Source organism: Gordonibacter pamelaeae 7-10-1-b (genome assembly GCF_000210055.1).
Lineage (GTDB): Bacteria > Actinomycetota > Coriobacteriia > Coriobacteriales > Eggerthellaceae > Gordonibacter > Gordonibacter pamelaeae.
In genome coordinates this window covers 877,164-890,462 of sequence record NC_021021.1, presented here as the reverse complement: position 1 = coordinate 890,462, position 13,299 = coordinate 877,164, and the positions used below count along the sequence as shown (strand labels likewise).

General features: G+C 67.3%; 10 protein-coding genes. 7 read left to right on the top strand and 3 right to left on the bottom strand.

Features of this window, described 5'->3' with window-relative positions; translation table 11 throughout:
• Positions 1–913 (bottom strand): zinc dependent phospholipase C family protein (locus tag GPA_RS18870; RefSeq protein ID WP_041239057.1); only part of this gene is annotated, 913 nt, incomplete at its 3' end.
• 169 nt (positions 914–1,082) lie between these two features.
• On the opposite strand from GPA_RS18870, the gene GPA_RS04210 reads away from it, so the two are divergent.
• The 7 genes from GPA_RS04210 (at position 1,083) to GPA_RS04180 (ending at position 10,494) form a co-directional block, all read left to right on the top strand.
• The gene (locus GPA_RS04210; RefSeq protein WP_015539035.1) at positions 1,083–2,309 is read left to right on the top strand and encodes an MFS transporter; all 1,227 of its coding nucleotides are present in this window, start codon (positions 1,083–1,085) and stop codon (positions 2,307–2,309) included.
• 224 nt (positions 2,310–2,533) lie between these two features.
• Positions 2,534–2,719 carry a hypothetical protein gene (locus tag GPA_RS04205; protein ID WP_015539034.1) on the top strand — a complete coding sequence of 62 codons (186 nt, stop codon included), beginning with the start codon at positions 2,534–2,536 and terminating at the stop codon, positions 2,717–2,719.
• Between the two features lie 188 nt (positions 2,720–2,907).
• Positions 2,908–4,080 carry a PucR family transcriptional regulator gene (locus GPA_RS04200; protein WP_041239055.1) on the top strand — a complete coding sequence of 391 codons (1,173 nt, stop codon included), beginning with the start codon at positions 2,908–2,910 and terminating at the stop codon, positions 4,078–4,080.
• A gap of 169 nt (positions 4,081–4,249) precedes the next feature.
• Positions 4,250–5,530: an aspartate kinase gene (locus GPA_RS04195; RefSeq protein ID WP_041239054.1), complete on the top strand. Its 1,281-nt coding sequence runs from the start codon at positions 4,250–4,252 to the stop codon at positions 5,528–5,530.
• Positions 5,531–5,720: 190 nt separating this feature from the next.
• The gene (locus tag GPA_RS04190) at positions 5,721–6,776 is read left to right on the top strand and encodes an aspartate-semialdehyde dehydrogenase (protein WP_015539032.1); all 1,056 of its coding nucleotides are present in this window, start codon (positions 5,721–5,723) and stop codon (positions 6,774–6,776) included.
• Between the two features lie 113 nt (positions 6,777–6,889).
• Positions 6,890–8,236, top strand: a complete 1,347-nt coding sequence (locus tag GPA_RS04185) for an ABC transporter substrate-binding protein (RefSeq protein WP_015539031.1) — start codon at positions 6,890–6,892, stop codon at positions 8,234–8,236.
• Positions 8,236–10,494 carry an EAL domain-containing protein gene (locus GPA_RS04180; protein WP_015539030.1) on the top strand — a complete coding sequence of 753 codons (2,259 nt, stop codon included), beginning with the start codon at positions 8,236–8,238 and terminating at the stop codon, positions 10,492–10,494. Before GPA_RS04185 ends, GPA_RS04180 begins: the two co-directional genes overlap by 1 nt.
• A gap of 43 nt (positions 10,495–10,537) precedes the next feature.
• Here GPA_RS04180 and GPA_RS04175 read toward each other — a convergent pair whose 3' ends face one another.
• Together GPA_RS04175 and GPA_RS04170 are read right to left on the bottom strand one after the other, a co-directional pair.
• Complete coding sequence (locus tag GPA_RS04175; RefSeq protein ID WP_015539029.1) at positions 10,538–11,254, bottom strand: response regulator; 717 nt, start codon at positions 11,252–11,254, stop codon at positions 10,538–10,540.
• Positions 11,251–13,299: ATP-binding protein (locus GPA_RS04170; protein WP_049784003.1), on the bottom strand; the 2,049-nt coding region annotated here is incomplete at its 5' end. The genes GPA_RS04170 and GPA_RS04175, both read right to left, overlap by 4 nt.

Here is a 13,299-nt window from a genome sequence, read left to right as displayed (position 1 = left end):
AGTCCAGCTCGCCGGTCAGGGAGCGGGCGGCCTCCAGGTCGAAGCCGTCGCGTTCGAAGGCGGCGATGTTCTCCTCGGCCCTCTCGAGCGCCTGCCCGTACAGGTCCCAGAAGCTCGCCGTGCTCGCCTCGCCGGTGTACGGGTTCTCCCAGGCCTCGTGGGCGCGGTTGTCGTAGGCGCTCTCGGTGAGCGCCACGGGGCGGTGGCTCATGGACTGGTAGAACGAGTACGGGCGCACCAGCTGCTCGATGCGCCCGAGGGCGGCGCGCTTGGCGCCGGTCTTGGAGTAGAACAGCCGCTGCACGCGGCGGAAGCCGCGCACCGACCGCGCGAACAGGTCGCGCGGGACGATGCGCCCGTACACCGTGAGCGCCACGTAGGAGAACATCTTCGACACCACGCCGAGCACGAAGTCGCTGGCTTGCAGTATCTCGCGCCACGGCTGGAACGTGGCCACCGTCTCGCCGCGCTTCTCGAACAGCACGAGCTCGTCCAGCTCGCTCTCGATGACGGCGTGCACCTCGTGGGCGTCGTCGCGCGAGAGGCCCGGCTCGCCGGCGTCGGTGAGCCGGTACTCGTGGAAGAATACGAGCGGGTGCAGGGTGGAGTCCAGCGTGTAGTGGCACAGGAAGCCGAACGCGTAGGCGCGGCCGACGGGCAGCTCGTCCTCGTCGAGGATGCCGAGCGAATCCTTGAACGCCTTGACGAGCTCGCTCGGCTTCTCGCTGTGCATGACGTTGCCCAGTCGGTTGTGCTCGCGCAGGCGCGGGTCGGTTACCGCGTAGAACAGGGGGTCGGGGCCCTGGTTGCCCAGCAGGAACGCCTCGGCCTCGTCGCGGGTCCCGCCGATATCGCGGAAGAGCCGGTCGTAGACGTCTTGGCCGAAGAAGTCGTGCGTGATGAGTGCGGGCATGGCGCGGTACCCCGTTTCTGACGTGAAATTTACCCGTGTCGCTTAGCGGTATCATATACAATGAGGCGGTGCTTGTTAACCGTCGGTTTCCCAGTTGTGAAGAACGTTTCCGGCTGAACGGCGGTGCGCGAGGCGCGCGGGGGCGCGCGAGACGAGAGGAAGGCGCACCATGGCGCGAGCGAAGTTGACGAGGCAGGAACGCAGCTGGGTTCTGTACGACGTGGGGAACTCGGCCTTCGTGCTGCTGGCCACGGCGCTCATCCCGGTGTACTTCGCCTCCATCGCCGAGGAGGGCTCTTCGGTGGTGGTGGCGTGGGGCTACGCCGAGACGGTGGCCTCGCTTGTGCTGGCGCTGCTCATGCCCGTCCTGGGCAGCCTCGCCGACCTCAAGGGCAACAAGAAGAAGTTCTTCATCGGCACGGTGGGCACCGGCGCCATCGCGCTGGCGGCCCTCGGCATACCCACGGCGGCCATGGCGTTCCTCGTGCTGTACGTGGTCGCATCCATCATGCTGAACGGCTCCATGGTGTTCTACGACGCGTTCCTCGTGGACGCCACCGACGACGAGCGCTACGACGAGGTGTCGTCGCAGGGCTACGCGTGGGGCTACATCGGCTCGTGCGTGCCGTTCATCGCGTGCCTGGCCGTGGTGCTGGGCGGGCCTTCCATCGGCATCCCCATGGACGTGGGCATGAAGATCGCGTTTTTGATCACGGCCGTGTGGTGGGTGGCGTTCAGCATCCCGCTCATCCGCGACGTGCACCAGACCCACTACAAGGAGCGTGCCGAGCACCTGATCCGCGACACGTTCGGCGGCCTGTGGAAGACGGTGAAGCGCATCTTCAAGGACAAGCGGCTGCGCTACTTCATGCTGGCGTTCTTCTGCTATATCGATGGCGTGCATACCATCATCAAGATGTCCACCAGCTATGGCACCGACCTGGGGATCGACGCGACGCAGCTCGTGCTGGCGCTGCTGGTGACGCAGTTCGTGGCGTTCCCGTCGGCCATCGCCTACGGGCGCCTGTCCACGAGGTTCGGCACGAAGCGCATGCTGCTCGTGGCCGTGTTCGCGTACTTCTGCATCACGCTGTTCGCGGCGTTCTTCCTGCGGGAGGCCGTGGAGTTCTGGATCCTCGCCATCTGCGTGGGGCTGTTCCAAGGCGGCATCCAGGCGCTGTCGCGCAGCGAGTTCGGCAAGCTCATCCCCAAGGAGCACGCCAACGAGTACTACGGTTTCTTCGACATCTTCGGCAAGTACGCCGCCGTCATGGGCACGTTCCTGGTCAGCGTGTTCACGCAGCTCACCGGCAACTCGTCCATGGGCGTGCTGTCCATCGCCGTGCTGTTCGTGGTGGGCTTCGTGCTTTTGTGGCGGATGCCGGAACGGGAATAGGGGAGGCGGCGGATTTCGGCGCTCCGCCGGCCGGCGAGGGCGGTACGCACCTGACGCCGGCAGGCAGGCTTATCCCCCGTCAGCCGGAAAGCGAGGCTTTTCGCCCCCGCTGTTTTGTTCAGTAGCACAAAACGGGGGCTTGCGATTGTCTCGCTTGTCCAAAAGCGGGCAGGGGCGTGCAGGATATCCTCTTGGTACGAGAATTCGACCGAGAGGAGCATCCCATGTTGGAGAAGTTGGACGAGCAGGCCACGTCGGCCCTGCTCTCGCTGGATTCCGGTGACTTGGCGTACTGCCTGAAGCTGACGAAGCGCTTCGAGCAAATGGGCGTAAGCCCCCAGCATGCCAGCAACGCACTCTGCACGCTGGTGGAAAACGGCAACCTGGAGGACCTTTACCAGGCTGGATAGGCAATGTTTTCCCCGGTTAAGCGCAGGTCGGCCTGTAAAATGCCGGCCAGCAACGGTGCCCACTGGCGCAGGGGCGGCGCGCGGTCCCGCTGCCGTCGGGGTGCATCGCCCTGCCCGTAGGACGGCGCACCCCGACGGCAGCGACGCATTTGGTGTAGTATGGGCCCATCGTCGAGAGGGGTTCAGGTGTGATAACCGTTGCGGACATCATCGCGTTGCCGGCGTTCGAGCGCATCGAGCTGGCGGCTCCGTGCGCGGGAGCAGGTGCGCGCGAGGTGCGCAACGTGGGTATCCTTGATCTCGCACCCGACGAGCAGGCGTATGCCGATTACCTGCCAGGCGAGTTCATCGCGTCGAACCTCGGTTTCGCGCGCGACGACGCGGCGCTTGCCGAGGCATCGCTCTTGGCGCTCATAAGGAGAAACGTGGCGGCGGTGGCCGTGAAGAACGTGTACCACCCTCATTTGAGCGAAGCGGTGCGCTCGGCCAGCACGGCGATGGGCGTGCCGCTGTACCTCTACGAAGGCGCCTACCACGAGGTGCTGGCCTATCAAGCGCTCGACCTCATTCGCCGCGACGGCGAGGAGTCGGACAAGGGGCGCATGGTGGATGCGCTTCTGGCAGCTCATGACAGCCAGGGCACCCGCACGAGGCTCTACCAGCTCACCGGGGCCATGGGCGCCACGCTGCAGTGCCTCGCCGTGGCGCCGCGCAATGCCGACGAGTGCTCGCTGTACGCTGCGCTCGATGCGCTTGCGGGGGTGCTGCACGCGTTCAAGGCCGATTGGGCCAGCGTGGACACGGTGTTCGCCTGCCGCTACCACGACCTCCTGCTCGCATTCGTGTCCTATGCGCAGCCGCCCGCCTCCGTCCGCGCGGCCTCCGAGGCGGACTTGGTGGCGCGCATCCAGCGCATCGGTCCTCTGTGGCTCGGGGTGGGGGAGGAAGGCCCGCTGTCGGACGGCGACCTGAGCGTGCGCGAGGCCCTGGCTGCGCTCAAGACCGCGCGCACCGAGGGCGACGCCGTGGCGTGCTGGGCCGACCTGCACCACGACGCCTTCCGCGCCGCGGCGGCCGCCAGCCGCCTGTTCGGCCGCACCGCCGCCTTTCATCGCGCCCTGCTGGAAGAATACGATGCGGAAAACGACGCCGAGCTGGCCCCCACTGCCGAAGCCCTCGCCCGCGCCTACGGCGACGTGCGCGCAGCCGCCGAGGCGCTGCACCAGCATCCCAACACCGTGCGCTACCGCCTGCGCAGGGCGAAGGCGGTGCTCGGCATGCCCGACGCCCCGGACCGCGAGTTCGCCTTCCTGCTGGGCCTCGTCTTCCTCGACCGCACGAATCCGCTGCTCGGGAGCTGACGTCCGGCGTGTCGAGGCGGGAGCGAGCGGAGGCCCGCCGAGTCGCCGTCGCCGCGCCCGTTTCGCTTTCCCCGTGAAAAAACGCCTGCTCGCGGGTGTTCGGCGCGCGTGGGGGCCGGCTCTTTGGTATAGTGGAGAGCCAACTGGGCCAATGACGAGAAAGAACGCCATGTCGCTAATCGTAGCAAAATTCGGGGGAACCTCCGTTGCCTCGCCCGAGCGCATCCAGATGGTGGCGAAGAAGGTCATCGCGAAGAAGCAAGCCGGCCACGACGTGGTGGCCGTGGTGTCCGCCATGGGCAAGACCACCGACGAGCTGGTGGGCCTCGCCCGCGCGCTGAACCAGGACCCGCCCGCCCGCGAGATGGACCGGCTGCTGTCCACCGGCGAGCAGGTGTCCATGACGCTTCTGGCCATGGCCATCGAGGCGCGCGGTTACAAGTCCATGAGTTTCACGGGCCGCCAGGCCGGCATCGAGACGGACGGCATGCACGCGAAGGCCAAGATCGTGAAGGTGCACAACGAGCGCATCATGGAGGCCATCGCCGCCGGCGCCATCCCCGTGGTGGCCGGCTTCCAGGGCATCGACGCGAACGGGGACATCACCACGCTCGGCCGCGGCGGCTCCGACACGACGGCCGTGGCCGTGGCCTGGGGCATCGGCGCGGATGTGTGCGAGATATACTCAGACGTGGACGGCGTGTACACGGCCGACCCGCGCGTGTGCCCACGCGCCAAGAAGCTCGACGCCGTGTCCTACGACGACATGCTGGAGCTGTCCGGCTCGGGCGCGGGCGTGCTGCAGATGCGCGCCGTGGAGTTCGCGCGCAAGTACGACGTGGTCATCCATTCCCGCTCGGCGTTCTCCGAGGCCGAGGGCACCTATATCAAGGAGGAAACCGACATGATGGAAGAAGCCGTCATCACCGGCATCGCGCACGACACGTCCGAGGTGAAGGTGACCATCCGCGGCGTGCCCGACATGACGGGCGTGGCGGCGAAGGTGTTCAGCGCGCTGGCGGGCAACAACGTGCGCGTGGACATGATCATCCAGAACATCTCCGAGGACGGCTTCACGGATATCAGCTTCACGTGCGCCGGCGCCGACCTGGCCCTCGCGCGCGAGACCATCGAGCGTATCCTGCCCGACATCAACGCCCGCGAGTTCGACGTGGACGCCGACATCGCCAAGGTGAGCCTCGTGGGCACGGGCATGAAGTCGTCGCCCGGCGTGGCGGCGCGCGCGTTCACGACGCTGGGGGAGAACCAGATCAACATCCTGGCCATCTCCACGTCGCCCATCCGCCTGTCCGTGGTGGTGGACGGCTCGCAGGCCGCCGAGGCCGTGCGCTGCCTGCATACCGCATTCGACCTGGACAGCGACAGCGTGTTCGAGGAGACGCAGCTCTCCGCCGAGGAGATCGCCGCGAAGATGAACAAGGGACGTTAAGGCTACGCCGTTCTGCCGAACGGCGGAACGGCTCGACGCTGCGAGGGGCCGGTGCACGCCGCCTTCGCGCGATCCCGGAGGCGAAGCGTACCCAAGGTACGCTTCGCCTCCGCGATCCCACGAATTCGGCGCACCCCGGCCCCTCTCGCTGACTGACTAACGCCAACCTGGGGAAAGGGAGAAACGACCTATGACATGGACGAAGGAGATGCCGGCTCATCCGGTGGTGGCCATTGCGGGCGCCACGGGGGCGGTGGGCAGCGAGTTCCTGAAGGTGCTGCACGACGTGGACTTCCCGGCGAGCGAGGTGCGGGCGCTCGCATCGGCGCGCTCGGCGGGCAGGAAGCTGCCCTTCGCGGGCTGCGGCCAGGTGCCGGCCGGCGAGTTCGTGGTGCAGGAGATGACGCCCGAGTCGTTCGAGGGCGTGGACATCGCGCTCTTCAGCTGCGGCGCGAGCGTGTCGAAGGAGCTGCGCGCGGCCGTGACGGCTGCCGGCGCGGTGATGATCGACAACTCCAGCGCGTTCCGCATGGACGAGGACGTGCCGCTGGTGGTGCCCGAGGTGAACCCGGACGACGTGGCCTGGCACAACGGCGTGATCGCGAACCCGAACTGCTCCACCATCCAGATGGTGGTGGCGCTGAAGCCGCTCTACGACCTGTCGCCCATCACGCGCGTGGTGGTGTCCACCTACCAGGCGGCCAGCGGCGGCGGCGCGCCGGCCATGGCCGAGCTCTACGACCAGACCAAGGAGTTCTTGGACGGCAAGACCGATGACGAGCTCACGGTGAGCGCGTTCCAGCACCGCATCGCGTTCAACTGCATCCCGCACATCGACGTGTTCCTTGACGACGATTCTACGAAGGAAGAGTGGAAGATGGTCGTGGAGACGAAGAAGATCATGGGCGACCAGGGCATCAAGGTGGCCGCCACCTGCGTGCGCGTGCCCGTGCTGCGCTGCCACGCCGAATCGGTGAACGTGGAGTTCGCCGGCGACGTGAGCGTGGAGGCCGCGCGCGCCGCGCTTGCGGCGACCGACGGCATCACGGTCATGGACGACTGCGCCACGAACACCTACCCCATGCCGGGCCTTCTCGCCGGCACGGACGACACCTACGTCGGCCGCCTGCGCAAGGACGACACGGTGGAGCACGGCCTGGCCCTATGGGTGGTTGCCGACCAGATCCGCAAGGGTGCGGCGCTCAATGCCGTCCAGATTGCGCAGCTCTTGGTTCCGACGGCCTAGGGGTTCCGTCGGCCTGACGGCCGGCGGAACTTGCCGGCGCAGCCGCCGAAGGCAGCGCTTGAGGAGGGGGCGGCTCTTGGACGAAGGACGGGGTTTTGGAAGACGGGCAGCGCATGCATGAGGAAGCTCGCGCCTCGGACGGGGCGTGCGTCCGCGTGCCCTCGGCATCGCGCGCCCTCACGCGTCGCGGCTTCTTGGCGGCATCGGCGCTCGGCTTGGCGGCCGCGCTTGCGCCGGCCCTTCCCGGCTGCTCCACCAGCAAGAACGTTGTCGTGGGCACTGCGGGCGACGAGGTGGTCGACATGCGGCTCACATTCTTCGGCTTCAAGTACGAGCCCCTCAATGTGGCCGCCATCGAGGACATCTTGCGCGACTACATGGACGAGTACCCGAACGTCTCGGTGTCCTACGAGGGCATCAAGAGCCTGCCGTACTACGAGGCGCTGGTCAAGCGGCTCGATTCGGGCAGCGGAGATGACGTGTTCATGATCGACCACGACACGGCCCTGTCGTTCGAGAAGAAGGGCTATCTGGCCGATTTGGCCGACCTGCCCACCATCTCCACGTTCAGCAGGCTCGCGCTGGACCAGATGGAGGCGGGCGGTGCCATCCTGTACGTGCCCACGTCCATCTCGGCGTTCGGCTTGTACTGCAACACCGATCTGCTGGCCGCACACGGCATCGAGGCGCCGCGCACGCTGGCGGAGTTCGAGCGCGCCTGCGACGCGTTCCTTGCCGACGGCGTCACGCCGCTCGTTACGAACAACGACATCTCGCTCAAGACGCTCGCCATCGCACGGGGCATGGCGGAGGTGTACGCCGCCGACAACGTGCGCGAGCGCGTTGCCGCCCTGAGCGCCGATCCCGATGCGTTGGCCGTCCAGCTGCGCCCCGGCTTGGAGCTGGTGGAGCGCATCGTGGAGCGCGGCTACGTGGACGCTGGCACGGCCCTGGATACGGAGAAGACCTCTGACGACCTGGACCAGTTCGCCACTGGCCGCTACCCGTTCATGCTCACGGGCGCCTGGGCCTCGGTGCGCGTGCACGACATGGCGCCGGACCTGGCGTACGAGGTGCACCCCTATCCGGTCCTCGAAGACCGGCCCGTGCTCGTGGTCAACGTCGACACGCGGGTAAGCGTGAACGCGAACAGCGCCCATGTCGAAGAGGCCAAGGAGTTCGCGGCCTTCCTCACCCAGCCGTCCGCCATCGAGCGCTTCGCGAACAGCCAGTGCTCGTTCAGCCCGCTGGAGGGCAACGCCGCCCCCGACGACGCCCCGCTGCAGCCGCTGGCCGGCGCGTTCGCTGCGGGCGCGGTCGTGGGCGCGGACGACAACATCCTCCTGCCCGTCTGGGGCGCGCTGCGTCAGAGCGTGGTTTCCCTGCTCGGGGGCGCGACGGCCGCCCAAGCCGAGGACCAGCTGCGCAGCCTGCTGGCCGAGGGGGCGGATGCATCCTGATGAAGTCGCGGAAGACGCTCATCTCGATCCTCGTGACGCTGGTCTCCGTGGCCGTGATCGCCGGCACGGTGCTGTTCGCGCGTTTCGTGCAGGATTCGCTGTGGGAGAAGTCCGTGACCGACGTGCTGGAGGTGACGGAGCAGGGCCAGCATGCCCTGGACACGTACTTCGGGAAAGATCTCGACACGCTCGACCTGTTCGCATCGGAGCTGTCGCTGCAGCATCCCGACGACGAGGCGCGTATGGCGGAGAAGCTGGCGCTGTTCGGCGCGGGCAACGACGGCACGGTGTACGTGTGCGCGAATCTCGTCACGGGCGCCGTGTACCGTACAGACAACGACAGCGCGGCGAACCTCACTGCCGAGCAGCTCGTCCTTGCGGAGACGGCTGGCGAGAGAGGGGTCATGGAGCCGTTTCTGGACGAGCGCACGGGCAGCAACATGATCGGCGTCTACGAGCGCTTCGCGTTCTCCGACGGCACGCCGGGCATCGTGCGCAAAGCCCGGCCGCTCAACGACATGGAGGCGCGGTTCTCTCTGTCGTTCTACAACGGCAGCGGCTTCTCATACGTTGTGAACACCGAAGGCGACGTGGTCATGCGCTCGCAGCACCGCAACAGCAACCGCACGTTCTCGAACATCTACGACATCGTGGGCTACGAGGGCAACGACGAGGCGGACGTCGAGTCGTTCCGGGCCGCGCTCGAGCAGAACGCGCGTGGCGTGGCGCTGTTCTCGTACCATGGAGACGACTACGTGTTCTGTTACACGCCGCTCGCCGGCACGGACGGCTGGGATGTGGTGTCCATCATTCCCAACGACGTGGTTATGGAGCAGGCGAACGCCATCATCAACGCCACGTTGCTGCTGTGCCTCGTCATCATCGCGGGTTTGGGCATCGTGCTGGCGGTGTACTGGCGGGGCAGCCGCGCACATCGGCGCGAGATCGAGCGTATGGCGTTCTACGACGACCTGACCGGGCTGTACAGTGCCGCCAAGTTTGCGCTCGAGGGCGATGAGCGGCTTGCGGAGCTCGGCCGCGGCGGCTCGGACGGGGCGGCGGCGGTGTGCGTCGACATCGACAACTTCAAGCTCATCAACGACGTCGACGGCTATGAGCGCGGCGACGAGGTGCTGCGGGAACTCGCCGCCATCCTGTGCGACGAGGCGGGCAGGGACGGCATTGCGGCGCGCCTTTCGGCCGACAATTTCCTATTGCTGCTTCCGTACGCGCGCTGCGAGGAAGCGCTGGACGCGTGCAGGCGCGTGGCCGAGCGCGCGCGGGGCATCGTGGGCAACGGCAAGCCGCTCTCGCTGCACATCGGCCTGTGCTGTTCGGAGGACGCGCCCGATGCGCGCGACGTCAACGAGCTCATGGACCGCGCGCGCATCGCCCAGAACGAGTCGCGCAAGCGCGGCATCACGCCATGCGCCTACAGCAAGCCCATGCGCGACGCCCTGCTGCGCCGAGCCGATTTGGAGCGGTCGATGGAAGGGGCGCTCGCGCAGGGCGAGTTCTTCCACCTCGTGCAGCCGAAGTACGACGTGGCGGGCACGTGCGTGCTGGGCGGCGAGGCGCTCGTGCGCTGGAGGCGTCCCGACGAGGGCATCGTGGGACCCGACGAGTTCATCCCGCTGTTCGAGCAGAACGGGTTCATCCTGCGGCTCGACGAGTTCGTGTTCGAGAGCGTGTGCCGCGACCTGCGCGCCCGCCTGGACGCCGGGCTGCCCGTGGTGCCCATCTCGGTGAACGTGTCGCGGCTGCATCTGCATCGGCCCGATTTCCTGCCCACCTACGTGCGCATCAAGGACGAGTACGGCATTCCCGACGGGCTGTGCGAGCTGGAGCTCACGGAGAGCATCGTCATAGAGGACCTGCACGGCGTGTTCGGCATCATGGAGGGCATGCGCCGCGCTGGCTTCCGCTGCGCCATCGACGATTTCGGCTCGGGGCAATCGTCGCTCAACGTGCTGAAGGACCTGCCCGCCGACGTGCTGAAGCTCGACCGCGAGTTCCTGCTGGAGAGCTCGCTTCCCGGCACGGAGGAGACGGTGGTGCGCTTCGTCATCACCATGGCTCGGGAGCTGCGCATGGAAACCGTCATGGAGGGCGTGGAGACGCCCAAGCAGCTGGCGTTCCTCCGCACGACCGAGTGCGACATGGTGCAGGGCTTCGTGTTCTCACGCCCCGTGCCGCCCGAGGAGTTCTACCGGCTGCTGGAAACGGGGGCGCCGGACGAGGGCGCGTTCCGAGACTGACCGCCGACAAGCTCCTCCCTGTGCTTCGACAGGTGAAAGGTGCTCACTTCCGCAGCATGCGGTAGCCGATGCCCACGTGGGTCTGGAGGTAGGCGGGGTGGGCCGGGTCGCGCTCGATCTTCTTGCGCAGGGTGGCCATGAACACGCGCAGCGACGGCAGGTCGCTGGCCAGGGCGTTCCCCCACACCTCTTTGAGGATGGCGTTGTGCGTGAGCACCTTGCCGGTGTTGCGGGCCAGAAGCGCCAGCAGCTTGTACTCGATGGGGGTGAGGTGCACTTCCTCGCCGGCCAGGGTCACGGTGCGGGCCGCGTAGTCGATGCGCAGGTCGCCGTTCTCGTAGACGGGGCCGTCGCGGTCGGTGCCGGAATCGGCCGCCAGGCGCCGCGTGGCCACGCGCAGGCGCGCCAGCAGCTCCTCCACCGAGAACGGCTTGATGAGGTAGTCGTCGGCGCCGGCATCCAGCGCGGCCACCTTGTCGGCGTCCTCGGTGCGCGCGGACACCACGATGATAGGGGTGTGCGACCACGTGCGCACCTGGCGGATGAGGTCGATGCCGTCGGCATCGGGCAGCCCCAGGTCCAGGATGATGACATCGGGGTTCTTCGTGGTGGCCTCCAGCAGCGCGGCCCCTCCCGTGCCGGCTTCGAGCAGGCGGTAGCCCTGCACCTTGAGTGCCGTGGCGATAAGGCTCTTCACGGCGTTGTCATCCTCCACGATGAGGACGGTGAAGGCGCCGTGGCCCTCGGCTGCGTCGGTCATGCGCCCCCTCCTTCGTCGTATGCTCCTGCGGCGACGGCTGCCGCCCGCTGCTCGGCCTCTGCATGGTCCGCCTCGTATTCTACCGCAGGAAGCGTGAACGTGATGACGGTGCCCGGCCGGTCGGGGGAGGTGCGCTCCTTTTCGGGGAGCGCGTCCACGGCGATGGTGCCGCCGTGGATCTCCACGATGGACTTGCACAGCGCGAGCCCCAGGCCCATGCCGCGCCGCGCGTCGCTGCCCACGTTCTTCCCCTTGTAGAACATCGTGAATATCTCGGTGCGGTCGGCCGGCGCGATACCGGGTCCGTCGTCGGCGACGGATACCGCCACGAGCCCCATGGAGCCAGGCTGCTGCCCGCGTTCCGCGCGCCGGGCGGACACGGTGATGCGCGAGCCTTCCGGCGTGTACGTCACCGCGTTGTTCACCAGGTTGATGATGACCTGCATGATAAGGCGCCCGTCCATCTGGGCCATGAGCAGCGGATCGTCCACCTCCACGCGCACATCGTGCAGCGCGGCCTTGCGGTTCAGGTGGTGGAACGCCTCGCGTATCACGTCCTCCACGAGCTCCGGCTCGGTCTTGAGCGTCATGGTGCCGTTATCCAGCCGGGTGACCACCAGCAGGTTCTCCACGAGGTTCACCAGCCACAGCGCGTCCTCGTAGATGTCGGTGTAGATGGCGCGCTTCTTGTCGTCCGTGAGCACGTCGGCGCTCGACAGCAGGATAGACGCGTCGCCGGATATGCTGGTGAGCGGCGTGCGCAGGTCATGCGAGATGCTGCGCAGCAGGTTCGCGCGCAGGCTCTCCTGCTCGGCTTTCAGGCGGATGCGATGCGCGTCCTCTGCCGACCGCTCGCGCTCCACGGCCTGGCCGCATTCGTCCAGCATGACCAGCAGCAGGTTCTTCTCGAACGCGTCCAGGTCCTCGTCGGCCAGCACGATGCCGGCCACGCCCACCACGGTATCCTTGCCGCGTATGGACAGGTAGAGGCAGCGTGTGTTCATGAGCGTGCCCGTTCCCTTGCCGGCGCGCTTGTTGTTGCCGGCCACCCAGGCGGCCACGGCGCGCTCGTCGTCGCCCACGAGCGACGTCATGGTCACGTCCTCGTCGGGGTTGCCCGAGGCGAAGGGGATGGGGTCGAGCAGCCGGCCGCTGGGAGATACCTGGTAGATGACCACGGTGGTGCGCAGCAGCTTGATGACCTGCTCGGCCGTGGTGGACAGGATGCTGTCCACGCCGTTCGCCTCCTGCAGGCGATGCTCGGTTTCCAGCAGCACCTCGGTGCGGTAGGCCTTGCGGGCGTTCATCTGCGCCTCGTGGCGCATGCGGATGGTCAGCGACGACACCACCATGGACGTGACGAACAGGAACGCGAACGTGAACGGGTAGTTCAGCCCGTATGCCGTCAGTGTGAAGCGCGGCATTTGGAAGAAGTAGTTGAACAGGACCACGGCAAGCGGCGAGACCAAGATGCTGTAGAAGAAGCTGTCGGCCTTGAGCGAGCCAAGCAGCACCGCCATCAGGTAGACGGCAAGGACCGTGCTGCTGGCGAGCCCTGCCTCGTGCAGCAGGAGCCCGAGCGTCGTGGCGCCTACGAGAGCCAGGAAGGCGGCGGCGAAGTCGGTGCGCGTGGGCTTGAAGCGCGCGGTCAGGGGCCGGCTGGACGTGGGGCGGGCCTCGTGCCGGTCGGCGATGACCACGACGTCGGCCGTGCAGGACAGCTTCGCCAAACGGCTTCCCACGGACTCGCGCGGGGGCAGGAAGGGCAGCGTGCGCTTGCGGCTGTTCTCGGACGAGCCGATGACGGTTTTCGAGATGGTGCCCGAGAGCGCGTACTGGGCTATCTGGAGCGCCAGGTCGTCGCCGTAGACGGTCACCACATGCGCCCCCAGCTCCTCGGCCAGCTCCACGTTCGCGTGCAGCGCGCGGGCGTCTTCCTTGGAGGGCTTCTGATCGTCGACGGGCTCCACTACCAGCGCCGTGAGCGTGCCGTGGTAGGCGGCGGCCAGGCGCGCCGCGGCGCGGATGACGGTGGCGTTGCCGGC

What these genes read in the sequence shown, in the direction of transcription:
- GPA_RS04180 (WP_015539030.1), top strand. Translation starts at nt 8,236, where the DNA reads ATGAAGTCGCGGAAGACGCTCATCTCGATCCTCGTGACGCTGGTCTCC.
- GPA_RS04195 (WP_041239054.1), top strand. Translation starts at nt 4,250, where the DNA reads ATGTCGCTAATCGTAGCAAAATTCGGGGGAACCTCCGTTGCCTCGCCC.
- GPA_RS04185 (WP_015539031.1), top strand. Translation starts at nt 6,890, where the DNA reads ATGCATGAGGAAGCTCGCGCCTCGGACGGGGCGTGCGTCCGCGTGCCC.
- GPA_RS04175 (WP_015539029.1), bottom strand. Translation starts at nt 11,254, where the DNA reads ATGACCGACGCAGCCGAGGGCCACGGCGCCTTCACCGTCCTCATCGTG.
- GPA_RS04205 (WP_015539034.1), top strand. Translation starts at nt 2,534, where the DNA reads ATGTTGGAGAAGTTGGACGAGCAGGCCACGTCGGCCCTGCTCTCGCTG.
- GPA_RS04190 (WP_015539032.1), top strand. Translation starts at nt 5,721, where the DNA reads ATGACATGGACGAAGGAGATGCCGGCTCATCCGGTGGTGGCCATTGCG.
- GPA_RS04210 (WP_015539035.1), top strand. Translation starts at nt 1,083, where the DNA reads ATGGCGCGAGCGAAGTTGACGAGGCAGGAACGCAGCTGGGTTCTGTAC.